24 protein-coding genes and 2 tRNA genes are annotated in these 24,080 nt (G+C 41.7%); 19 read left to right on the top strand and 7 right to left on the bottom strand.

Annotated features, from left to right (window positions below):
• Positions 1-201: 201 nt before the first annotated feature.
• The 3 genes from zipA (at position 202) to C9J12_RS01925 (ending at position 5,026) form a co-directional block, all read left to right on the top strand.
• Positions 202-1,287 (top strand): cell division protein ZipA, encoded by a 1,086-nt coding sequence (gene zipA, locus C9J12_RS01935; protein WP_107241160.1) that lies wholly within the window; start codon positions 202-204, stop codon positions 1,285-1,287.
• A gap of 125 nt (positions 1,288-1,412) precedes the next feature.
• Positions 1,413-3,428 (top strand): NAD-dependent DNA ligase LigA, encoded by a 2,016-nt coding sequence (gene ligA / locus C9J12_RS01930; RefSeq protein ID WP_107241159.1) that lies wholly within the window; start codon positions 1,413-1,415, stop codon positions 3,426-3,428.
• Between the two features lie 524 nt (positions 3,429-3,952).
• Complete coding sequence (locus tag C9J12_RS01925; RefSeq protein ID WP_107241158.1) at positions 3,953-5,026, top strand: porin; 1,074 nt, start codon at positions 3,953-3,955, stop codon at positions 5,024-5,026.
• Between the two features lie 416 nt (positions 5,027-5,442).
• Here the strand turns inward: C9J12_RS01925 and C9J12_RS01920 are convergent, their stop codons facing one another.
• The gene (locus C9J12_RS01920; RefSeq protein WP_107241157.1) at positions 5,443-6,105 is read right to left on the bottom strand and encodes a YccT family protein; all 663 of its coding nucleotides are present in this window, start codon (positions 6,103-6,105) and stop codon (positions 5,443-5,445) included.
• 247 nt (positions 6,106-6,352) lie between these two features.
• Between C9J12_RS01920 and gltX the strand changes: the two genes are divergently transcribed.
• On the top strand, positions 6,353-7,777 hold the full coding sequence (gltX, locus tag C9J12_RS01915; RefSeq protein ID WP_107241156.1) for a glutamate--tRNA ligase: 1,425 nt from the start codon (positions 6,353-6,355) through the stop codon (positions 7,775-7,777).
• A 59-nt stretch (positions 7,778-7,836) separates the two neighbouring features.
• Here gltX and C9J12_RS01910 read toward each other — a convergent pair whose 3' ends face one another.
• Entirely contained in the window at positions 7,837-8,019 is a 183-nt protein-coding gene (locus C9J12_RS01910) for a hypothetical protein (RefSeq protein ID WP_107241155.1), read from the bottom strand.
• A 311-nt stretch (positions 8,020-8,330) separates the two neighbouring features.
• On the opposite strand from C9J12_RS01910, the gene C9J12_RS01905 reads away from it, so the two are divergent.
• Positions 8,331-8,406: transfer RNA gene (locus tag C9J12_RS01905), tRNA-Ala, on the top strand.
• A gap of 324 nt (positions 8,407-8,730) precedes the next feature.
• Positions 8,731-9,819, top strand: coding sequence for a porin (locus C9J12_RS01900; RefSeq protein WP_107241154.1), 1,089 nt, complete (start codon positions 8,731-8,733; stop codon positions 9,817-9,819).
• 135 nt (positions 9,820-9,954) lie between these two features.
• On the opposite strand, the gene C9J12_RS01895 is transcribed toward C9J12_RS01900, so the two are convergent.
• Positions 9,955-10,031, bottom strand: a tRNA-Arg gene (locus C9J12_RS01895).
• A gap of 49 nt (positions 10,032-10,080) precedes the next feature.
• Positions 10,081-11,217 (bottom strand): flagellar assembly protein FlgT, encoded by a 1,137-nt coding sequence (locus C9J12_RS01890; protein WP_107241153.1) that lies wholly within the window; start codon positions 11,215-11,217, stop codon positions 10,081-10,083.
• 234 nt (positions 11,218-11,451) lie between these two features.
• On the opposite strand from C9J12_RS01890, the gene C9J12_RS01885 reads away from it, so the two are divergent.
• Complete coding sequence (locus C9J12_RS01885) at positions 11,452-12,087, top strand: FlgO family outer membrane protein (RefSeq protein WP_107241152.1); 636 nt, start codon at positions 11,452-11,454, stop codon at positions 12,085-12,087.
• A gap of 8 nt (positions 12,088-12,095) precedes the next feature.
• Entirely contained in the window at positions 12,096-12,524 is a 429-nt protein-coding gene (locus C9J12_RS01880) for an LPP20 family lipoprotein (protein WP_107241151.1), read from the top strand.
• 15 nt (positions 12,525-12,539) lie between these two features.
• On the opposite strand, the gene C9J12_RS01875 is transcribed toward C9J12_RS01880, so the two are convergent.
• The 3 genes from C9J12_RS01875 to flgA all read right to left on the bottom strand — a co-directional run bounded on the left by C9J12_RS01875 (position 12,540) and on the right by flgA (position 14,197).
• Positions 12,540-12,968, bottom strand: a complete 429-nt coding sequence (locus tag C9J12_RS01875) for a flagella synthesis protein FlgN (protein ID WP_107241150.1) — start codon at positions 12,966-12,968, stop codon at positions 12,540-12,542.
• A 45-nt stretch (positions 12,969-13,013) separates the two neighbouring features.
• Complete coding sequence (gene flgM / locus C9J12_RS01870; RefSeq protein ID WP_107241149.1) at positions 13,014-13,328, bottom strand: flagellar biosynthesis anti-sigma factor FlgM; 315 nt, start codon at positions 13,326-13,328, stop codon at positions 13,014-13,016.
• Positions 13,329-13,489: 161 nt separating this feature from the next.
• Positions 13,490-14,197: a flagellar basal body P-ring formation chaperone FlgA gene (gene flgA / locus C9J12_RS01865; RefSeq protein WP_107241148.1), complete on the bottom strand. Its 708-nt coding sequence runs from the start codon at positions 14,195-14,197 to the stop codon at positions 13,490-13,492.
• 129 nt (positions 14,198-14,326) lie between these two features.
• Between flgA and C9J12_RS01860 the strand changes: the two genes are divergently transcribed.
• The 11 genes from C9J12_RS01860 (at position 14,327) to flgJ (ending at position 23,949) form a co-directional block, all read left to right on the top strand.
• Positions 14,327-15,253: a chemotaxis protein CheV gene (locus C9J12_RS01860; RefSeq protein WP_107241147.1), complete on the top strand. Its 927-nt coding sequence runs from the start codon at positions 14,327-14,329 to the stop codon at positions 15,251-15,253.
• A gap of 45 nt (positions 15,254-15,298) precedes the next feature.
• On the top strand, positions 15,299-16,129 hold the full coding sequence (locus tag C9J12_RS01855) for a protein-glutamate O-methyltransferase (protein ID WP_107241146.1): 831 nt from the start codon (positions 15,299-15,301) through the stop codon (positions 16,127-16,129).
• Between the two features lie 138 nt (positions 16,130-16,267).
• On the top strand, positions 16,268-16,663 hold the full coding sequence (gene flgB, locus C9J12_RS01850) for a flagellar basal body rod protein FlgB (protein ID WP_107241145.1): 396 nt from the start codon (positions 16,268-16,270) through the stop codon (positions 16,661-16,663).
• Between the two features lie 3 nt (positions 16,664-16,666).
• Complete coding sequence (gene flgC / locus C9J12_RS01845; protein WP_006230948.1) at positions 16,667-17,083, top strand: flagellar basal body rod protein FlgC; 417 nt, start codon at positions 16,667-16,669, stop codon at positions 17,081-17,083.
• A 17-nt stretch (positions 17,084-17,100) separates the two neighbouring features.
• The gene (gene flgD / locus C9J12_RS01840) at positions 17,101-17,817 is read left to right on the top strand and encodes a flagellar hook assembly protein FlgD (RefSeq protein WP_107241144.1); all 717 of its coding nucleotides are present in this window, start codon (positions 17,101-17,103) and stop codon (positions 17,815-17,817) included.
• A 69-nt stretch (positions 17,818-17,886) separates the two neighbouring features.
• Entirely contained in the window at positions 17,887-19,194 is a 1,308-nt protein-coding gene (gene flgE, locus C9J12_RS01835; protein WP_107241143.1) for a flagellar hook protein FlgE, read from the top strand.
• Positions 19,195-19,404: 210 nt separating this feature from the next.
• A complete protein-coding gene (flgF, locus tag C9J12_RS01830) occupies positions 19,405-20,154 on the top strand; it encodes a flagellar basal-body rod protein FlgF (RefSeq protein ID WP_107241142.1) in 750 nt (249 codons plus the stop codon).
• Positions 20,155-20,174: 20 nt separating this feature from the next.
• On the top strand, positions 20,175-20,963 hold the full coding sequence (flgG, locus tag C9J12_RS01825; RefSeq protein ID WP_107241141.1) for a flagellar basal-body rod protein FlgG: 789 nt from the start codon (positions 20,175-20,177) through the stop codon (positions 20,961-20,963).
• 17 nt (positions 20,964-20,980) lie between these two features.
• A complete protein-coding gene (gene flgH, locus C9J12_RS01820; protein WP_107241140.1) occupies positions 20,981-21,751 on the top strand; it encodes a flagellar basal body L-ring protein FlgH in 771 nt (256 codons plus the stop codon).
• A gap of 97 nt (positions 21,752-21,848) precedes the next feature.
• Positions 21,849-22,910, top strand: coding sequence for a flagellar basal body P-ring protein FlgI (locus C9J12_RS01815; RefSeq protein WP_265416134.1), 1,062 nt, complete (start codon positions 21,849-21,851; stop codon positions 22,908-22,910).
• Between the two features lie 85 nt (positions 22,911-22,995).
• A complete protein-coding gene (gene flgJ / locus C9J12_RS01810) occupies positions 22,996-23,949 on the top strand; it encodes a flagellar assembly peptidoglycan hydrolase FlgJ (protein ID WP_107241138.1) in 954 nt (317 codons plus the stop codon).
• The last annotated feature ends 131 nt before the right edge of the window (positions 23,950-24,080 follow it).

Raw genomic sequence — 24,080 nt, 5'->3', positions numbered from 1 at the left:
TTTTAGCTTATATTTCACTCGATTTTGTGCTCAGCCGCACTATCTTGCATGAATCGCGACATTCGTGTTCTCATTATTAATTGAGTTTTGGTACATTAGTGAGTATTCAGCTATAAATCAGCAATGTTGATTTTGTAAGCTCTGGTAGATCTTACTATCATTAACCCCGTCAGGGATAACGAGTTAATTTAGAGTATTCATATGCAGGAATTGCGTTTGGTCCTTATTATTGTTGGTGCACTAGCTATTTCTGCGCTTCTTTTGCACGGATTGTGGACCAGTAGAAAAGAAAAACCCGCTAAATTTGGTGAAAAGCCACTTGGTAAGTTAGATGATTCTAACCGTGATACCGAAGGTTTTGATCATACTGGTGTGGGGTCTGTTCGTATTATAAATAATGCACCTGAAAAGGACGTGGCAGCACATACTTCACAAAGAAAAGAACCAGAACTTCATTTTGGTGAAAAGATTCAGGCCGATCCTTTAATGGATAGCCCTGCATCAGTTCAAGTGATAGATGATATGGCTGATTTACCTAAAATGTCAGCCACATCTGAAAAAATTGAACCGAAGTTTAGCAGCGATAGTGTTGTACCAGTTCCTGTTGCAACGGCTGTCGAAGAAGAGCCCGTTCGTATCGCTGTTGAGCAACCTATTCAAGCTGAACAATCTATTCACGTTGAGCAACCTATTCAGTCAGAGCCAGCTTCGGTGGTGTCTGATTACACGGAAGTGCTCAATACACCTATTTCTGATATTCCAGAAGTATCAGAACAAGAGGTGAAACCTGAAGAGAATAAAGTTCTAGAGCCTGAACCTGTTATCGCGAATGTTGTGCCAGAGCCAGAGCCAGAGCCAGAGCCAGAGCCATTAGCACCAAGTTACATAGCACTAAGCGTACATGCTCGTAATGGTGGGATGTTACAAGGAGCGAAACTATTTCAATGCCTTGAACAACATAATCTTATTTTTGGTGAAAACGCCGTATATCACCGACATGCCGATTTAGCTGGAACAGAGCCTGTATTGTTCTCTGCAACAAACATGGTTCAACCCGGTAATTTCCCTGAAGATGGTGGATATAATTTTGAGACCCCTGGTGTGTCTTTCTATTTGATGCTGCCATGCTACGGTAGTGCAGCGAGTAACTTCAATTTGATGTTACAAACCGTGCAGCGTATTGCAGATGATTTGAATGCAGATGTACTCGATCATGAGCGTGCTATGGTAACACCTAATCGTATTGCCCAATATCGAGATAAAGCGAAGCTGTATTCTCAAGCGTAATGCTTAATAGACAAATAATGTAATGAGGCTCCTTCTGAGGGGCCTTATTTTTTTGTGTTTGCTGATTCAGAAACGGTAAACCCGAAAGATCAATTTTAACAAAGACAGTTTTGGTAGGTAGTGAAATGAGTACCGATATTCAGCAGCAACTTGATACCTTGCGTGAACAACTTGCCTATCATGGGCATCGTTATTATGTCGAAGATAACCCTGAGATACCTGATGCTGAATATGATCGTATGATGCAGCAGTTATTGGCATTAGAAGCTGAACACCCAGAATTAATGAGTGTAGATTCGCCTAGCCAACGCGTGGGCGGTACGCCATTAGACAGCTTTACGCAGGTAAAACATGAACTGCCAATGTTATCGTTAGACAATGCATTTAATGATGAAGAGTTAAATGCATTTGAAAAGCGCCTGTTAGATCGTCTTATTACTGTAGGTCATGTGTCTTACTGTTGTGAGCCTAAATTAGATGGGTTAGCTGTCAGCTTAATGTATGAAAATGGTGTACTGGTTCAAGCTGCTACCCGTGGTGATGGTGCTACAGGGGAAAATATCACGACCAATGTACGTACCATTCGTTCGATCCCACTGAAGCTTCAAGGCGAAGGGTGGCCTGAACGGTTAGAAGTACGTGGTGAAGTCTTTATGCCAAAGAAAGGCTTTGATGAGCTGAATGCACGCGCATTGAAAAAGGGTGATAAGGCATTTGCGAACCCACGTAATGCTGCCGCGGGTAGCTTACGTCAGCTTGATTCTAAAATTGCTGCAACGCGTCCTCTGAGTTTTTATGCATACTCTGTTGGTGTTGTCGAAGGGATGGATCTAGCCGAAAGCCAATATGAGCGTTTAGTTCAGCTGAAAAGCTGGGGTATTCCAATGTGCCCTGAAATCCGCCAGTTAAAAACAATTAACGATGTTATCGCTTATTACCAAGATATTGGTGAGCGCCGTCAATCGCTCGCTTATGAAATAGATGGCGTGGTTATTAAGGTCGACGATGTTGAAACCCAAGAACAATTGGGGTTTGTCGCTCGTGCCCCTCGTTGGGCAATTGCGTATAAGTTCCCTGCACAAGAAGAAATGACCTTACTTAACAATGTCGAGTTTCAAGTGGGTCGTACGGGGGCGATTACACCTGTCGCGAAACTTGAGCCGATTTTTGTTGGTGGGGTTACGGTCAGTAACGCGTCACTGCATAATGCCGATGAAGTAGCCCGTTTAGGCGTTATGATTGGCGATACTGTGATTATCCGCCGGGCAGGTGATGTGATCCCTCAGGTTGTTTCCGTAGTTGAGTCACGTCGCCCAGAGAACGCGAAGCCAATAATCTTCCCAGTGATTTGCCCTGTTTGTGAATCTAACGTTGAGCGTGTCGAAGGCGAAGCTGTTGCGCGTTGTACAGGAGGATTATTCTGCCAAGCACAACGGAAAGAAGCATTGAAGCACTTTGTTTCACGTAAAGCGTTAGATGTTGACGGTTGTGGTGAAAAAGTTATCGAGCAATTGGTTGACCGCGAAATGGTCACAACACCTGCAGGGTTATTCAAGTTATCGGCTGGCGTTGTGACTGTACTCGATCGTATGGGGCCTAAATCGGCTCAGAAGCTAGTTGACTCACTCGCCAACTCAAAGGAAACCACTTTGCCACGCTTTATCTATTCATTGGGTATTCGTGAAGTTGGTGAAGCAACTGCGGCTAATTTGGCTAATCACTTCGAGACACTGGAAGCAATCACAGCAGCTTCGAAAGAACAGTTACTGGTTGTGCCAGATGTGGGCGAGGTTGTTGCGAATAACTTACTGAATTTCTTCCGTGAAGCACACAATACGGATGTAGTGGAAGATTTAATTGCAGTCGGTATTCATTGGCCGGCAATTGATAAACCAGAAGATGGGGCTGAGTTACCGCTTGATGGCAAAGTTGTTGTGTTAACCGGATCGCTATCACAGTTAACCCGTTCTGATGCTAAAGCGGCACTTCAAACCCTTGGTGCGAAAGTGACAGGCAGTGTATCAAAGAAGACTGATTTATTGGTTGCTGGTGAAGCGGCGGGCTCTAAATTAACCAAAGCACAAGAACTTGATATTGAAATTTGGGATGAGCAAGCACTTGTTGATCTTATTAATCGTTAATTAAGTTTGTACAAAGCCTGCCTATCTTTGAAAAATAGGCAGGTATTCTTTTATATTTCCCTCTTAATATCGTTAAATCCCCCCTCTTTTCATTACTCTTACCTCAAAATAGTTCAATTTTCTTTTTTAAAGCACCTAAAAAATTTATATAAAAATAAAAATGCAATGAATTATTTTCTCGTGTCACATCACATTTATTTTTTTTGTTTTTCGTTAACTTGTTGTTTTTATGTGCGTTTATCTTTGCTTGTAAAATTATCACCAGAGAGTTTGAACTTGATCACTGTTGTGTCATAAATTTGCACTGCGTCATATTTTTCACACAATTAATTAAGTTGTTATTGATGTTTTTCGCTGCGAAAGTAGTCTTGTACCTGAAGTAACACAGCGGTTCATAAAGAACTGAAAATTATGATTTAGCTTGATTTAGATTATTGAGCTGACATATAGGAGAGTTACTTGATGTCTTCGGCGGCCAACCTTTAAGACTCAAGTAAACAGCTAGTATTTTTAGGAGTTATTCCATGAAAAACATGTTTAAGCGTTCAATTTTAGGTGCAGCAATAGCAACAGCAGCGATGGCTTCAGTATCTGCCAATGCATATACCATCGGTGAGTCGAATGATTCTAAAGTTGAGGTTTACGGTATCGTTTCTATCTCTGCGGTAGATTACGGTAAGAAGGATGAGGGTTTTGTATTAGAAAACGAGAGCCGTGTTGGATTTCGTGCTGCACAAGCGATGACCGACAATGTAGAAGCTTTTGTTCAGATTGAATCTGGCTGGGTTTTAGATGAAGGTGCGGATTTAGGTCATCGTGATACATTCGTCGGGATGCGCGGCGATAGCTGGGGTGCGGTACGTTTCGGTCGTATGCTAACACCAATGTATGAGCTGGTGGATTGGCCATACAGTGCATCTAATATGGGTACCACATTTGACCGTGGATGGCGTAGCGGTGAGCGTTTCTTATTTGACCGTAAGAGCCAGCAAGTACGTTTTGATTCAATTAACTACGCTGATATGGTTAACTTTAGCTTGTCAGTAGGTAATGGTAGCTCAAAGACCGATGATTCTACATTCTACGGGGCTAAAGTCTCTGTTACCCCTGTTAATATGTTAACTCTGCATGCGGCATTTGAATCGGCAACTGATACCATCTTTGCCACTGGTTCAGATGCGGCAGTAGAAGAAGATGGAACTACTGTGGCAGCTAAAGCAGATTCTGTTGGTGATACAGACTCATTCTTTGCAGGTTTCGAGTTACGCCCAATGGATAGCTTGATGATTGCCGGTGCGTATAAAACTGGTGAGTATGATGCGGATACTAAGGGTAGTTTTTCTTACGACAAGCGTGAGATTGATGCGTACTCTATTCAAGCTAACTACTACATGGGTAATGCAAACTTCCGTTTAGGTTATGCTAATCAAACGGGTGATACCGATGGTCAAACAGATAAAGAACTTGATTTTGAAACGGTGACTGGTGAGTTCGGTTATAGCTTTAACTCTGTATACACCTTCCTACGTATTGCTGAACATAGTAGTGATGGCGAAGGTGATACCATGGTACGTGTCGGTACTGAATGGTATTTCTAAGTCTGTAGTCTGTTAGAACTGTTTAGCTAAAAGGGCTCCGGTATTATGCCGGAGCCCTTTTTGTTTCAGAGCCTTTTGTCTGCAGTGATAGGCAAAGCTCTGTTAGCTCAGGCATAATGATTGTGCTTACGAGGTTTTAAAATACGTTTAGAGAAAGTTAATAATAAAAAGGAGTGGTTCTATATTGAATCATGTTTCTATGCGGCACAAATTAATGCAGTGGTGTTATAACTGTTCCAGTTAATTAACTTTCATATCGCAGAAAGTTGAATATTGCGGCGGAATATATCGGCGTGGTGAGTTAATGAATTGGCGTTGTAGCATTATGGTTTGATGGTGAATTTAGGAATAAAAACAGGTTCAGACAGAGTTTGAACCTGTTGAGGTGAGTCAAGGGTGTGTATTCGATGTTGGGATTAGTTGATATTTTGCACTGCCCAACTTAAAAAGGCTTGCTTGCTCTTACTGTCCATCTGATTGAAGGATTGTTTTAATGCGGTCATATCTGATACAGGGGCTGCAAAATTTGCTGTGACGGGCTCTGCGTGTTGCGAACTTGCAGCTGTAGAATGAGTGGTTGTTATCGTTGACGGATTTTTAGATTGATTATAATTACTTAATAACGAGCTGTAATTTTTTTTGAATGACAGTTCATTGATCGGTAGCAGTTCATTTGTAAACTGTAGCGGTGAACCCGATTTGTCTTTCAAATTAATGGCTAAGCTCTTATCGAATTTATTTGCTGCTGACATGCTATTAAGTGGCGGGACTTCCATTACCAGACTGGAATCTGCACTATCAAAGCTAAGAACAATCGCCGATGACTGGTATCTTTTCCCCTGAGTTGACCCTTTATTAAAGATCTTACTGACTTCATAAACGATTTGATTATTACCATTGGGTAAATTGATACTCTCCGGTGATGATTTGGAAATAAATTGAAGCAGCCCGCTTTTTCCTTCAGCTCCGTTAACCGATAAAAGAGTTACTTGATCTGGTAGATGAAGAGTTACATCGGCGAAAGCTGGCAGAGCAAGCAGACTCAATAAACCGGTTGCAGCAATAGTTTTTAATTTCATAGATATAGTACCTAATTTTCCTCGCAACTTGAGGGAGGATTCTGATTTGAAGTGTTATTTTACTAGGCATAATAAGTCGGAAGAAGCAGTTTACTGTAGATAAAGGGTAAAATGTTTCGAAATCAGAGAAACGTCACATTGATAACATCATTGTGGATTGTGGCGTGAATGGTAAAATAGCCGATATCGGTGAATCTGATATTCAGGCTTCATCCATTCGAGAACAATTTATTTGTAAGGCTATATAATGACAGTTAAAACTCGCTTCGCTCCAAGCCCAACAGGCTTTCTCCATGTCGGTGGTGCTCGTACTGCACTTTATTCTTGGTTATTTGCTAAGCACATGGGCGGTGAATTTGTACTTCGTATCGAAGATACTGATCTTGAGCGCTCTACACAAGAAGCGATCGATGCCATTCTTGAAGGCATGGAATGGTTAGGAATGGATTGGGATGAAGGTCCTTACTACCAGACGAAGCGTTTTGATCGTTATAACCAGTTGGTCGATCAACTATTAACAGAAGATAAAGCGTATAAGTGCTATTGCCCGAAAGCGTTATTAGACGAACTTCGTGAAGAGCAAATGGCGGCTGGTGTTAAGCCTCGTTACGATGCTAACCATCCAAAAATTGTAGCGGCAAATGCAGCAGCAACAGAAGATAGCGCATTCTGTATTCGATTCCGTAACCCGAAAGAAGGTACGGTTGTATTTGAAGATAAAGTACGTGGTAGCATCGAAATTGCTAATAGCGAGCTCGATGATCTGATTATTCGTCGTACCGATGGCAGCCCAACATATAACTTCTGTGTTGTGATTGATGATTGGGATATGGGCATTACTCAGGTTGTACGTGGTGAAGATCATATCAACAATACCCCTCGTCAGATCAATATCTATGAAGCACTCGGCGCGCCAGTACCTGAATTCGCACACTGTGCAATGATTCTTGGTGATGATGGCGCTAAATTGTCTAAGCGCCATGGTGCGGTTAGTGTTATGCAGTACCGTGATGAAGGTTATTTACCTCAGGCATTACTTAATTATCTGATCCGTCTAGGTTGGTCTCATGGTGATCAAGAGATCTTCTCTATGGAAGAGATGATTAACTTATTTAGCCTTGAATCAATCAGTAAATCAGCGTCTGCATTCAACACAGATAAGCTACTTTGGTTGAATAACCACTACATCAAGACTGCTGAACCTGAGTATGTTGCAAAATACCTGCAATGGCACCTTGATCAAAAAGAAATTGATACAGCAAACGGTCCTAAAATTATCGATGTCATTGGATTAGTTGGTGAACGTTGTAATACGCTAATCGAACTAGCTGATCAATCGCGTTACTTCTACCAAGACTTTAGTGAGTTTGAAGCTGGCGCTGCGAAGAAGCACTTACGCCCTGTTGCAAAAGATGCATTAGCTTTAGTGTTATCTAAAGTAGAAGCGCTTGAAGAATGGAATACTGAAAACCTGCATGTTGTAATTGCAGACACATGTACCGAGCTTGAAGTCGGTATGGGTAAAGTAGGTATGCCTTTACGTGTTGCTGTGACTGGCCAAGGTCAATCGCCATCTGTTGACGCGGTGATGATGATGGTGGGTAAAGAGCGAGTGATTACTCGTATTAACATGGCTTTGGCTTTCATTGCCGAGCGTGAAGCTAACGCATAAATGAACAAGCGGAATGATTTCATTCCGCTTGTTATTGCTGGATAGCAGAAGTAATTAAGTTACTTCTGCTTCTTATTTCTTAACTCATAGGCTTGTACACAAACCCAGAAATTTTGTGCGCCTGCGCAGTATTTGTAAGTCTCTTTATCTACTACGGTTGGAGTACCAGCAAGAGTAAATGCCATTGAGTTAAAACTGATTGATAGTAATGCTGCTGTAACAAAAATCATTAACCTTTTCATACGCCATCTCCCATGTACCGTTGAAGTTTTAATTCATTATTATTTGTAGGTAACATAATTGAACCTACAAAATTCCGTATTTATCGCATAAAAGCGAACGTTTATAGCTCATACATTTGAGATCATAGGACAGGAACATATTTTTCAAATCTTAATAAGCAGCGGCTTCCTTATGCTCATATACGGACCTTATAAAATTTCAAAAGCGGCACATATTTGATCAAGTTAACAGACTTATGGAAAATGTGAACATGAATACATTGATTCTATTGACATGAAATGATTAAGTTTTTATGATTGGTAAACAATTTGGGGCTATAGCTCAGCTGGGAGAGCGCTTCGCTGGCAGCGAAGAGGTCTGCGGTTCGATCCCGCATAGCTCCACCAAATTAATTATCTGTTTTTCTTATAATTGAGAAATAGGTGAGCATGAAACAAGAAACCTCGTTTGAAGATAAAGACTTCGGCGGGGTTTTTTTGTATCTGCATTTTGTGATAACCAATATTACCGCAAAATATAACGCTACAACCAGATTCATATGTGAGCAAGGTGTTACTCAGTGGTGTGCATCCATTGTCTAATTGTTATCTCGGTGTGTTCTTGTGAAAAAACATAAAAAAATATCAATTTCCAGCGGACGTCTAGAGCTCCACGTGTCTTTGTGGCAACATTCGAAATACATACACAATATCAAAGAATATTTAACAACAATGAAAAAAGCATTATTACCAGTATTCATCTCTGCTGCTCTTCTATCTGGACAAGCTTTTGCACAGGTTATTTATCAGGATGACACTAATAAACTGGAACTAGGTGGCGTAGCTGTTCTTGATGTAGCTGAGCCTATGTGGGCTGATGAAGCTGACTTAAGTTTGGGTCGTAGTATCTTCAATATTACCGCTGAACGAAAAATGGCTAATGACTGGAGCATTGATTTCAAACTTGAGTGGGATCAGTTTGTTAATTCACCAAATTCGGGTAGTAGCAATTTCCGAAATCGTCTTAGCTATATAACTATTAATAATGAAGATTTAGGTAATCTGCGTTTTGGTAAGCAGTGGTCTGCTTATCATGATGTTGCTCGCTATATGGATAATATGGTGATTATCGATCCTGATGCGACACCTATCTATTCAGAAGGTGCTGACGGTGGCTTTGCGGCAACGGGTCGTGGTGACGAATTGATTGCTTACCGTTACAGCCAGAATGGCTTGAATGTTTCGGCTCATTACGGTCTATCAACGGATGGTTATGATGCAGAGTTAGCTCAACCTGAGAAAGTGAGTCGCGATTATAACTATGCTGCTGCTGTTAGTTACGATTTCGATTTTGGTCTTAGCCTTGGTACGACTTACCTTGAGAACAAAGTAAAAGTGGAATCTGGTTCAAGTAACATTGGTTTAAACGACGGTGATAGCCAGAAGGCATTAACGTTTGCGGGTAATTATGAAGTTGATGGTATTAAAGTTGCCGCTGCTTATACTCAAGGTACAAAAATTCATAAAGCTGGCTTATTTGGTCCTGACGGAAAGTGGGCTGATGCCAACGCGTTTGATATTTACACCAGCTACTTGATGGATGTAGGTATTAAGCCATTTGCTTATTACTCAAGCATTGATTTTGATGATAATAGTGTAGGTGCGACAGGTAAGCGAGATATTATTGCTGGTGGTGTTTCTTATGCGTTTGCTGCGGGCGTTATTGCTTCGGTAGAGCTTCATAGTTATGAATTGAGTGAGTTTGGTGGAGCTAAATCTACAGAAAACGGCGGCGGATTTAACTTAATTTACGCATTCTAATGATTAATACCATTTTGGATAAGTAAATGATCAGATGCTTGTATAGGTTAGTATAAGTTGAAAGCATTCTTTTAACTCATCGTAAGATAAATGAAAAAGGCTTAGCAACGTAAATTGCTAAGCCTTTAAAATTTGTGGTGCCCCCTACAAGAGTCGAACTTGTGGCCTTCCCCTTAGGAGGGGGACGCTCTATCCAGCTGAGCTAAGGGGGCACTTGGCCACCATTATACTCATATTCTTCAACTTTTTAAGTAATTAGTGTTAACGGTCGATTTGCTTGGTCAGTAAATCACCAGGTTGAATGCTATTCGCAAGATTTGCTTGGTCCACAGACAGCTCTGTTGATTTTTCGTAGATACGTTCAACCGTTAATGTGATGTCAGTTTGTACCATACGATTTCGAGCAATGCCCATTGGGTCAATGAACCCAGCACTATGCCATAGTTGGAGCTGGTCACCACGGTTAACACCATGAATACGGCCAGCATTGATCTGCACAGTATTATTATGAACATTAATAACTTCAGGTAGGCTGGTTCGACAAGACAGTGCCGTTTCAAGATCTAGCATCATATTACGAGTTATACGTTGTACTGCTTGACCATAAGTTGATTGCCAAAAGCGAGCGCTTTTCGTGTCTACCTGACTTGTTTTGGCAAAAGGCCATTCTGCAATCTCTCGGTAGTTATTTTGGAATAAAATATCCCCCGTTTTACCATCCATAACCTGCAACGTCGCTGCAAACTGCCGATTGACTTGATCATCTTTAATAAATTTTTGGTCGAGTGTTGAGGTAAGATCGGTAATTTGTCCATTCACTATATATTGTGCGTCGTTGTCTTCCGCTAGCATCATCATCACTGTTGGTTGCCCTGGACGTATGGGCACTTGGGTGACGCCCGATACGACAAAGCTTTGCGATTTCCTTTGGATCTGGCGTTGTAATAAGGATGTAAAATCATCACCAATCTGATAAATACTTCCCATAGATGCATGCTGTGGTGATATCAGGTCAAACTCACCTAGCAGTATTCCTTTCTTATATTGATTCTTGTGGCAACTATTTGCCGATGGATACACATCAATACGTGCCGTAACATACATATTGCCGCTTTTTTTCTGCTGCTTTAATACCATTACATGACGAATTGAATTTCCACTGAATTGGTATTCTTCTTTTTCAGTCGCTAAATAAGGTCTTATGTGATTAAAGCTGGCAATGTCAGCACCTGAATACAGCATGGCTTGATAGGTAGCATCTTCTAAAGCATTGATACGCGCGGTACTGTCGCTTTCTAGGATAGGGGCTTTCCCTGTAACTTCTAACCAAGCGGCATTCGCTTGAAAGGCCATTAGTAAACACAAGCTACTTAAGCACTTAATAGTATTTTTTTTCATGTCTCACTCAACTTGGGTATGAAATTTGCTTGTTAGCGATTAACTGAAGATAAAACTTACCGTTTTTTATATCAAGTTAATGCTCAACTCTTTTATATACTTTCTGTGCTAGGACGATATGCAAAGAGTGTTCCGAAAAGCATTTTTCATAAGATTTAGGAAATAATAGATAAAGTTTTTCTTTAATCGAACGATAACAGGCTACAAGTTTCTTTTCATCCGGAGCTGGCTAGAATGAATAAATGGATCGTCATACTACTATCAGTATTGACCACATCGTGTGCACAAACTCCGATTTATAACGGAAAAGAACTTTATACGGGCAGTCCTTTGCTTTTGTCGGAAACACCACGCCATACCTTGGATTACTTTATCGAAGGGCTAACAGAGCAACTTATTGTATCTAATCAGTATTTGACGGCAAAGACCCCGTTGGCGGTTACTTCTTTTGTTGATTTACAAGAGATGAATGAAACGAACTGGCTGGGTAACACTGTCAGTGAAAGTTTCATGTATCAGATGCAGCAACGCGGCTTTACAGTGGTCGATTATAAATCGACAGGGGCCATTAAAGTGACGCCTAACGGAGACTTCTCCCTTAGCCGAAACTGGAAAGAACTCGCAGGGCAGCAACCGGTCGATTATGTGCTTACTGGCACTATGTTGCGCCAAGGGGCTGGTTTATTAGTGAATGCACGTATTATAGGCATGCGTTCACGGGTTGTTATTGCTTCTGCTCAAGGTTTCTTACCTGCCGATCGGATTGGCCGTGATTTGGACTCTTTAAACAAAATGCGCATTCAGAATGGCGTTATCATCCGCTCTGAAGCAACAAGCATTGATCGAAATACGATAATATTAAAACCTTAGGAGTTGTTATGCATCGCTGGATTATTTTGAGCTTATTGCTGTTAGTCGGCTGTCAGCCATTAACAGAAATGCGCAAAAATAAAGACATGATCACTGCTGTTGGTTATGCCACGATCAGTGAACAACGAGGTCGTACTAACGAAGAAAAACGCATACGTGCAATGCGTGCATCTAAGATTGATGCTTACCGTGAATTAACCGAACAAGTGTACGGTATGCGTATTAGCGCCAGAGCGGAAATGGATGATCAGCAATTGGGTGTAGAAAGCACTGATGGGGCTGTTGATGGCATTATTCGAGGTGCGAAGGTAATTAGCAGTTACCCAGTGGGCGATAGCTATGTAACTGAAATGGAACTTGATTTAAGTGTTATGGATCGAATGAAAAAACATGGTGAGGTTTATCATGTCCCTACGAATCAAGAGACAATGTTTTAATTATTCGCTCTCCAATTACGCCTTAATATTCGTGCCTAGTGTGCGAATATTTTGCGCGACACCCTCACTATTATACGTCATCTGGCTTTTACCACGACTCTGCTGAAATAAATTGTTTAGCTTATGAAAGCTAAGTTGAGCGCGTTGTAATGCTTCACCATTGACTTCATTGGCTGCTTTACAGCGTGCAACTATCGTTTTTATTTCCGTTACTTTCTGTATACATTCGGTATTGTCAGTCAGTAATTGGCGTTGGGCATGACTTGCTATAAGGTGATCTTGTTGCTGAATTTTATTGAGTAAGCTGAGTTTATCTTTGGCTATACGATCAATTTCGACGGATTGACGATTAACAATTGCCCCTTTTTCTTGCTCTAATAGGCGAGAAAGGGATATCAATGTAGCGTGTTGAAGCTCCAGAAGTTGCTCAATAGTATCAGGCATAGTGTCACATCATTCTTAATGTCAAAATAAGGCTAAGGGGCAACATTATAGCCCGCGTAGCTCATCTTCAAATTTCATCATATTAGATGCGAGTTTATCGGCATCAACGACATAAGCGCCACTTGAAATGGCTTCTTTAATTGCCGAGACTTTTGCACTATCAAAGCTAGGTTCAGTGGCTAGTTGTTGGTGGATTTGACCAACAGCTTTACCTTGTGAACTTAACGAAACAGCATCTTGTCGCCCCGGGCTTGGTGCCGCAGTAGGTTGACTGCCTGACGATGATGTCGTTACTTTACTCTGATTATTCCGAGCTGTTGTCATCGGTTGACTGTTGCGCAGATGATCAATACTTGTCATAAATTAAGCCTTTGAACAATAAACTGAATACGCTAACACTATCGGCTGCATATAGAGTAACTTTAGCACTTTTTACACATTCTATTCAGTTTATACCGTCGTAGATATTACTTAGTGTAAAAAGTGATTTCTAGTGATAGAAATACGCAGGTTTCAAGCGATTAATAGTTAACGGTTACTTCGCCTACAGCGCTAACTGTACCATCTACAATCCGTTTAGACTTAGTATTTTGTACTCGGATTTGTTCACCCAGAGCGCCATCAGATAAGGCTGTTCCATTGGTGATAATATTTAATCCGCCGTTACCTGCTTTTATCATTACGGCATCATTACGGCATACTAAGCAGATGTCGTTGCCTTGCACGGCTTCGCCCATATTGACGGTACGTTTTACTTTAGAGCCAATAATTTCTGCAGGCTGTTCAAAAACAATGCCACGCTGGAAACGACTTTCTACGAGCTTTACACTAAGATGGGATGCATTCAAAACAAGCCCACGGGCTAGAGGTGTTGCGGCCACAACACGAGGTAGTAGCAATTGAACGCGAACAGGCACATAAACTTGCCAATTTTCAGGTGAACAACGGATAAGTACCGTTACGTTCCCAGTTAATGATTGCTTACCTGGTATAGTACTGTTTAAAGGTTCTGAGCACTCTGAAAGTCTTAACCTAGAATCTAACGAGGCGGCTGTAAGCTTAAGCTCACCTCGCTCTGGCACGTTGATCAATTGTTCGACATGCCTTTCAGCTGTATGCTGTACTGTATCGAGTGTAATTTGCTTCGAAGCCCAAATATTAGTGCTAAAGAAAATCGATATAAAGCCGATAAAGGCTACTAAGAGTTTTAAATGTGTTCTTTGGGTCACGATTCTGGCTCTTTGGTGATAGTTACGAAGGCTACGCTTGTTAGTCTTAAGAACATAATATGTGATTACAGGCGAGATTACTCGTATTCACTTTCCAAATAGAAAAATATATAACATGGAGTCACCTTTATGACGGGGATACTTGATTCAGTCAATCAGCGCACCCAACTTGTTGGTCAAAACCGATTAGAGCTTTTGACATTTAGGCTGAATAGACGCCAACGTTACGGGATTAACGTTTTTAAGGTGAAAGAGGTACTTCAGTGTCCAAAGCTGACGACCATGCCAAACTTGCATCCGTTGGTTAAAGGGATTGCACATATTCGCGGTCAGACTATTTCTGTTATTGATATGAGCCTAGCAACGGGTGGGCGACCTATTGATGATTTAGATAATTGTTTTGTGATCATTTCTGAGTTTAACCGCTCAATTCAAGGTTTCTTGGTTTCTTCTGTTGAACGAATCATCAATATGAATTGGGAATCAATTTTGCCACCGCCACAGGGGGCTGGGCGAGCGAACTATTTGACAGCGGTCACCGAGATTGACGGTGAACTTGTTGAAATTTTGGACGTTGAAAAAATCCTTGATGAAATTTCACCCGTTAATACGGATATTACAGGTTCAGTACTTGAAGAATTAATTGATGCATTACCTGAAAATCGCCGTGTATTAGTAGCTGATGATTCAAGTGTGGCTCGTAAGCAGGTTCAACGTGCTATTGAAGCCATTGGCTGTGAATGTGTTTTAGTTAAAGATGGTAAAGAAGCCATTAATAAACTAAAAGAAATGGCTAAAGAAGGCAGTATTTACGATCAATTGGCATTGGTTATTTCAGATATTGAAATGCCAGAAATGGATGGTTATACGCTGACTGCCGAAATCCGTAATAATCCTAATTTAAAAGATTTACATGTTATTCTGCACACTTCACTGAGTGGCGTTTTTAATCAGGCAATGGTTGAACGCGTAGGTGCAAATGCATTTATACCTAAATTTAACCCCGATGAGTTGGGTACTGCTGTTAAGGCTGCAATGCCTTCTAAGCAACAATAACAATAACAATAACAAACAAGAAGCAATAATTATAAAGAGTAGTAGATGACAGCTATAACAATAAAAGACCAAGAATATCGAGATTTCTGCCGTTTTCTAGAAGCTCAATGCGGGATAGTACTTGGCGATAGTAAACAGTACTTAGTGCGTAGTCGCTTAAGTCCATTAGTCAGCAGATTTTCGCTTTCATCTCTATCTGAATTACTCCAAGTTGTGATTAGTGGTCGTAATCGTGAGTTACGTGTTGCTGCCGTTGATGCGATGACAACCAATGAGACATTGTGGTTTCGTGATACTTATCCGTACACAGTACTTGCTGATAAGATCCTACCGGAAATGGCGACCAGTAAACGACCACTTAAAATTTGGTCTTCTGCAAGCTCATCAGGTCAAGAACCTTATTCTATAGCGATGACGATATTGGAGCTGCAAAATCGTCGACCAGGTATGTTGGCATCGGGTGTTCAGATTACAGCAACAGATATATCACAAACGATGTTAGATACGTGTCGTGCTGGCGCGTATGACAATTTAGCGTTAAGCCGTGGTTTATCGCCTGAGCGTCGCCGTTTCTTTTTTGAGAGCAATGGCGATGGCCGAATGAAGGTGAATGACAAAGTAAAGCGAATGGTAAATTTCCGTCCGCAGAACTTAAAAGACAGTTATGCATTACTCGGAAAGTTTGACATCATTTTTTGTCGTAATGTATTGATTTACTTTGCGCCAGATATGAAAGCAAAAGTCTTGAATCAAATGGCGGCAAGCTTGAACCCTGGCGGCTATTTATTGTTAGGCGCGTCAGAATCCTTGACTGGGCTAACCGATAAGTTTGAAATGGTTCGATGCAACCCTGGTATCATCTACAAATTGAAGTGATGACAGATTCAAATCATTAATAAATAAAAAGCGGCTTTGGCCGCTTTTTGTTTATCTGTCTATTCGCCTGTTTATTTGCCATTTTAAAACTTGGCATCCTATTTGCTTTGTATATATCAAGTTACTGTGGAGGCAACTATGTCTATTTCTTTTGATAAAGCGTTGGGTATACATCAATACTCGGTTGGTGTGCGTGGTAAACGTGCTGAAACCCTTGCTAGCAACATTGCTAACGCTAATACGCCTGGTTACAAGGCCAAAGATATGGATTTTGGTCGCGCATTAAAAGCGGCAACATCAGGGGCAAACATTGGTCTGAGCCAAACTAATGGGCGGCATATTTCTGCCTCTGCAAATGTTATGGGTGAACAAATGTACCGTGTTCCCACTCAACCAGACACTGGTGATGGTAATACGGTTGATGCGCAACTAGAGCAGAACTTGTTCATGCAGAATTCACTGGAATATCAAGCATCGTTAGATTTCTTGGGTGCTAAGTTTAAGAATTTAAGCAAAGCCTTGAGAGGGGATTAATAAATGAGTTTATTTAATGTATTTAATGTAACCGGATCTGCGATGAGCGCAGAATCAGTCCGTTTGAATACCACCTCAAGTAACCTTGCTAACGCCAATAGCGTCAGTAGTTCTGCAGAAGAAACCTATAAAGCGCGTCATCCAATTTTTGCCGCGGCATTAAACAGTGCAAGCTATCAGCGTGCTGAAAGTGTGCCTGTTCAGGTTAAAGGTATTGTTGAAAGCCAGAAGCCATTACGTGCGGAATACAACCCGCAGCATCCATTAGCGAATGATGAAGGCTATATTTATAAGCCGAATGTTAACGTTATGGAAGAAATGGCAAACATGATTTCAGCGTCGCGTTCTTATCAAAGTAACGTGCAAGTAGCTGATGCCAGTAAGCAGATGCTAATGAGCACATTGCAGATGGGTAAATAAGGTAAGGAGTCACTGTTATGGCTGGTATTACAGGCGCAGGTCAAAGCAACTTGTCTTACCTTGATCAACTCAAGGGAATGCAAGAGAAAAAGCTACAAGAAACGCAATCCAAAGTAACGGGTCAAAATGAATTAAAACAAGATGACTTTTTATCGTTACTGACAAAACAGCTTGCCCAGCAAGATCCGTTTAAACCGGTTGGCAACGATCAGATGATTGCCCAAATGGCATCGTTTGCAACGGTAGATGGCATCAACCAAATGAATGAACAATTTGGTAGCTTGAATTCAGCCATGACATCAAGCCAAGCACTGCAAGCTTCATCGCTTGTGGGGCGTGATGTATTAATTCCTGGTGCGACTGGTGTGAAAAAAGCAGAAGGTGGCATCACCGGGATGGTCAAGCTACCACAAGCTCTTGATAACATGATGGTACGCATTGAAAACGAGCAAGGGCAGCTAATCAAAACCTTCGACCTTGGCGCAAAACCTCCTGGCGAACACCGCCTAGAATGGGATGGTACTGATGAAGAAGGCAAACCATTGCCTGAAGGCCGCTACCAAGTGAAAGCGTCAGGTATGGTGGGCGGTGAAAACCGTGATTTTGAAGTATCTACTTATGCCAATGTTAACAGTGTATTACTGGGTAATGGTGACGGTAACGTTATGTTGAACCTAGCGGGTCACAATTCACCATTCAAGCTGGCAGAAGTGCTTGAAGTTGGTAAGGCATAAGCTGTTAACAGCACATAGAATAAACAAATTAATGCGAAATTAATGCACAAGTATTAGGAGAGTCATAATATGGGATTCAATATTTCGCTTAGTGGTATCGGCGCGTCTCAAAAAGACCTAAACACCACAAGTAACAACATTGCGAACGCCAATACCTACGGATTTAAAGAATCTCGTGCTGAATTTGGTGATGTATATTCAAGTTCGATCTTTTCTAATGCTAAAACCACAACGGGTGGTGGTGTACAAACGTCGGTTGTTGCCCAACAATTTCATGAAGGGTCGAGTATTTATACCAATAACCCGATGGATCTGCGTATTTCAGGCAGCGGCTTCTTTGCTATTACTGACGATAAGCTGCAACCACAGAATAATACCCTGAGTCGTAACGGTGCGTTCCATCTAAATAAAGACAATCAAATCGTTAACTCAGAAGGCCAGTATTTATTGGGTTATGGTGTTGATCAAGAAACTGATCAAGTAACGTCTTATGAACCACAAGCGATGAAAATACCTGATCAGTTCGGTCAACCTCGCGCATCAACCAATATTGATATTGGGGTGAATCTACCAGCTTCTGCTGACGCAAAAGATGCGACATTGTTCGATTTTAATGACAGTAATAGCTACGATAAATCAACGTCTGTCAGTATGTACGATTCATTGGGGCAGCCATACAAGTTATCGACGTATTACGTAAAAGATAACTCAGCGCCGAACCGTTGGTCTGTTTATTATACAGGCACAGATGCAACAGGTGAAAAACCGATTAATATCACTAACGGTGGTACAACGGCTACGAATGGGCACCAAGGTAGTACGCTTGATTTCAATAATGATGGCTCTGTTGCTCAAATCAATAATGGGCAGCCAATTGTATCTGAAGCATTAGGAGAAGGTGGAGCTGGTCTTGATCTAAATGGTGCAGATGATACCCAAACATTAACCATGAATTTTGATTCGCCAACGCAGTATGCTGCACCGTTTGAAATTCGTAAGTTCAGTGAAAATGGCGCGACAACCGGTTATTTGTCAAAGGTTGATATTGATGCCAAAGGGTCAATCGTTGGTACGTACAGTAATGGCGAAAACGTCACACTAGGCCGTGTTGGTATGGTACGTGTTGCGAATGAGCAAGGGTTAGTCTCGAAAGGTGGCACCCAATGGGCAACGGGTCAAGATTCTGGTGCTGCTATTTGGGGTGAAGCAAGCCAAGGCGCATTTGGTTCAGTGAAAAGCGGTACGCTTGAGCAGTCAAACATCGATATGACACAAGAGCTGGTTGATCTAATTACTGCGCAACGTAACTTCCAAGCTAACTCACGAGCGTTAGAAGTCGATAACCAGCTACAACAAACTATTCTACAGATTCGATAAGATTCTTTCTTTAGCCAATCTGTATCAGCTTTATTGCCGCTTGCCTTTTAAGCGGCAATATTTGTCTTAACCTGCCAAAAAAACGTCTTTTCATTCCCACACTATTCTCAAATGTCTTTTGTTTATAATCTAACGTATTGATTTATAGTTAATTTATTGCATTGGCACACTTATTGCTTTAAGTCATTCAGATGAGATGGGAGAGCAATAATGGATCGTGCGCTTTATTTAGCTATGAGTGGTGCAAAGCAAGATATGTATGGTATGCAAACACATGCCAACAACCTCGCCAACGTAAGAACGACCGGTTTCCGAGCTGACTTGGAACAAGCGCGCAGTATGCAAGCGTATGGTGAAGGTTTACCGTCTCGTGTTTTTGCCATGACAGAGCGCCCCGGACAAGATTTCTCTCAAGGTTCAGTGATGACGACAGGTCGTGATCTTGATGTTGCAGTAGAAGGTGATGGTTGGCTTGCTGTGCTTGACGCCTCTGGTCAAGAAGCTTATACCCGTGCGGGTCATCTCAAAATTGATGAAACTGGTATGCTGCAAAACAGCAACGGTAATTTAATGTTAGGTGAAAATGGCGGTCCAATTTTCATCCCTCTCCCGATTAGTAAAATTCAAGTTGGTAACGACGGTACTATCTCTGTATTACCACAAGGTGCACCGCCAGATGCGATGGAAATTGTTGATCGATTAAAGCTAGTTCGCCCTGATAACCGTGATTTATTCAAAGATGTTAACGGTTTATTTAAGTCGAAAACACCAGGAGAAACGTACGATGCTGATGCTGGCGTAACCTTGCTAAAAGGGGCGTTAGAAGGCAGTAACGTCAATGCTGTTGGTGAAATGACAAGTATGATTGATTTGCAGCGCCATTTTGAAATGCAAGTGAAAATAATGAAAACAGCAGAAGAAATGGATCAAGCATCTTCCTCACTAGTGCGTTTAGGCTAATCCAATAAAAGGTAATTAACATGCATCCAGCTTTATGGGTAAGTAAAACCGGTCTTGACGCTCAACAGACAAATATATCAACCATTTCAAACAACCTGGCTAACGCCTCAACCATTGGTTTTAAGAAAAGTCGTGCTGTATTTGAAGATCTTTTTTATCAAAATATTAACCAACCAGGTGGTCAATCTTCTCAAGATACGGAATTACCGTCGGGTTTAATGCTGGGTGCTGGTTCTAAAGTTGTCGCAACCCAAAAAGTGTTTACGCAGGGTAATACGCAAACCACCAATAACTCGATGGATATGATGATCGAGGGTGAAGGCTTCTTCCAGATTTTACTGCCCGATGGCAATATTGGCTATACCCGTAATGGTCAATTTACCATTAACGGTGATGGTCAAATGGTAACGACGGGTTCTGGCTATGTGGTGCAACCAGAGATCGCTATCCCAGAAGATGCTGTCGGTATTACCGTGGGCAATGATGGCGAAGTATCTGCGCGTATTCGTGGGCAGCAAGAAAATCAAGTACTGGGTCAGTTAACAACGGTTGGTTTTATTAATCCAGGCGGTTTAGAGCCTATTGGTCAGAACTTATTCTTACCAACGGGCGCGAGTGGCGATGCCCAAGAAGGTGTGCCGGGTCTTGATGGTCTAGGGGCTGTTCGTCAATCGATGCTAGAAACATCGAACGTTAACGTAACAGAAGAATTGGTCAACATGATAGAAGCTCAGCGCGTATATGAAATGAACTCTAAAGTAATTTCAACCGTTGATCAGATGTTGAGCTACGTAAACCAACAGCTATAACGGGAAGTAAGTTAACAATGAAAAAGGTACTTGCTGGTATTGTCATTCTTTTATTGAGCGGCTGTGCAATGGATCCAGACTTGGTTCCATCCGATATAGAGAAAGCCACCACAACAGTCGATGCGGTTGAAGGTTCGACAGAGCAAGATTCAGGCTTAATTGATATGTTGCGTCGCCGGGAAGATCCACAAGCTGGCGATCCTGCATGGAACTCTATTCGTCCTCAAGCAAAACCAGAGCATTATGCAACAGCAACGGGGTCACTATTTAGCTCGATACAAGCACAAGATTTATATGATGACACTAAACCTCGTGGTATCGGTGACATTGTGACTGTGATGCTGGAAGAGAAGACACAAGCTAAAAAAAGTGCGAGTTCAGATTTGGATAAGTCGACCGATTTATCGATGGATCCATTAGTACTTGGTGGTAAGCCGCTTACCATTGGTGATCGTGATTTATCGTATGAAGTCGCAAATGCCAATAAATTTTCTGGAACCACCTCTGCGGATCAAAGCAACAGTATTAAAGGCTCGATTTCAGTTGAAGTCATTGATGTGCTTGCTAACGGTAACCTGATGGTACGGGGTGAAAAATGGTTAACCTTGAATACGGGGGATGAATATATTCGTGTTAGTGGCACGATTCGTCCTGATGATATTAGCCAAGAAAATACCATTGAATCGACACGTATTACCAATGCCCGCATTCAATATTCAGGCACGGGCGATCGCCAAGATGTGCAAGAACAAGGCTGGCTAGCCAATTTCTTTAATGTCAGTTTGTAAATGACATATATACAGTGAAAATAATAAATCCCCCGTTTTTGATTAATGAGTAACCCGGAGCAGTAGAGTGAAATTACGTACCTGTTGTATCAGCCTTATGCTACTGCTAGCGTTGCCACTGCAAGCAGCCCGAATTAAAGATGTCTCAGAAGTCGCTGGGGTACGTAGTAACCAATTAGTGGGTTATGGCCTAGTTGTTGGTTTGCCTGGTACGGGTGAAACAACGCCATTTACTGACCAAAGCTTTAATGCCATGTTGCAAAACTTTGGTATCCAATTACCTGCAGGTACTAAACCCAAAACAAAAAATGTTGCTGCGGTTGCGGTTAATGCCACATTGCCCGCGTTTACAAAGCAAGGTCAAAAAATTGATATCACTGTTTCGTCTATTGGTTCTGCGAAAAGTTTGCGTGGTGGTACGTTATTGCAAACTTTTTTAAAGGGTTTAGACGGTAAAGTTTATGCGATAGCACAAGGCAGTTTAGTGGTGGGCGGCTTCAGTGTAACTGGGGCGGATGGCTCAAAGCTCGTCGGTAACATTCCAACCGTAGGGCGCATTAGTAATGGTGCTATGGTTGAACAAGAAGTCCCGAACCCTTTTGGGCGAGGTGATTTTCTTACCTTTAACTTATTTGATTCAGACTTTTCGACAGCACAGCGTATGGCTGATTCTGTGAATGAATTTCTTGGCCCTGAAATGGCAGCTGCGATCGATGCAACCTCTGTACGAGTACGCGCGCCCAGAGATGTGAGTCAACGTGTTGCTTTCCTTGCTACCGTAGAGAATATCGAATTTGACCCTGCTGTCGGGGCGGCAAAAATCATCGTTAATTCTCGTACTGGCACCATTGTGATTGGTCAGAATGTGAAATTAAAACCAGCGGCGATTACGCACGGTGGTATGACGGTTTCAATCAAAGAGAATTACCAAGTGAGCCAGCCTGCACCTTTTTCAGGGGGGGAAACGGTTGTTGTACCTAACTCTGAAATTGACGTTACAGAGAAAGACTCACGCATGTTCAAATTTGAACCGGGTATTACACTTGATGAATTAGTACGTGCAGTAAACCAGGTTGGGGCTGCACCATCAGATTTAATGGCGATCTTACAAGCGTTAAAACAAGCGGGTGCGATTGAAGGGCAGCTAATTATTATTTAACTTTCTCTCAGGATACTTTAAGCACCCTGATATCAAGCTAATGTAACTCGTCGTTACACTGAATTTACGGTAAAGAGCTCATACAATGAAAAGCATCGATCCTGGTTTTGTACATGATATATCTAGCCTTGAACGCCTTAGAGCGGGCATTGGCGACGATGAAAGCGGATCGTTGCGTGCTGCTGCTCAGCAGTTTGAGGCTATTTTTACTCAGATGCTCTTTAAATCGATGCGTCAGGCGAATGAAGCGTTTGAATCTGATTTAACCAGCAATAGTAATTCAAAATTCTTTGAACAAATGCATGACGAGCAACTGGCCAGCGAGTTAAGTTCGACAGGGTCGTTAGGGCTTGCTGATCTTATTGTTCAGCAACTCGGTAGTGAAGAAGATAAAGATTCTGAAAATGCGATTCGCACAGTCATGAACGATACAACATTACGCTTGCCTGTTAACCCGAACAGCCACCAGCCTGATCAACAGGTTATTAACCAAGCGACAGATGATGCATTAAAAGCCATGCAAGCAAGTACATTGAATACAGCCAAGCCGCCAATGGCGCGTTCGGTTGAAACCTTCGATACGCCAAAAGATTTTGTTACTCGCATGCGTCCGTATGCTGAAAAGGCAGCCAATGCGATTGGCACCGATCCTTCCGTGTTAATTGCGCAAGCGGCATTAGAGACCGGCTGGGGTAAAAAAGTGATAAAAAATGCAGTTGGTTCAAGTAATAACCTTTTTAATATTAAAGCCGATCCCCGTTGGTCTGGTAATAAAGTCGCAACCAATACACTCGAATTTCATAATGGTATTGCAGTGCAAGAAAAAGCCGCGTTCCGTTCTTATGATAACTACCAAGACAGCTTTAATGATTATGTGCGCTTTTTAAATGATAACCCGCGTTATTCTAAAGCACTTGAAAACCCGAAAGAGCCATCACAATTTATTCGTAATATTCATAATGCCGGTTACGCGACGGATCCAAAATACACTGAAAAAGTATTGAGTGTGATGGATACCGTAAAGTCGTTGATGAAGTAATACGAATAGCCACTTCTTTAAACTCTTATCAGGCAAGCCTTTGCCTCTTCTTTCCCTCCTTTTGCTTAATCTATTAAAAAACAAATAAAATCAGTAAGTTACTTTAATTTTAAAGTTGGAACAAATATTGC

Origin of the sequence: Photobacterium frigidiphilum (assembly GCF_003025615.1) — a bacterium.
Classification (GTDB): domain Bacteria; phylum Pseudomonadota; class Gammaproteobacteria; order Enterobacterales; family Vibrionaceae; genus Photobacterium; species Photobacterium frigidiphilum.
This window is presented reverse-complemented; position numbering and strand designations above follow the sequence as displayed.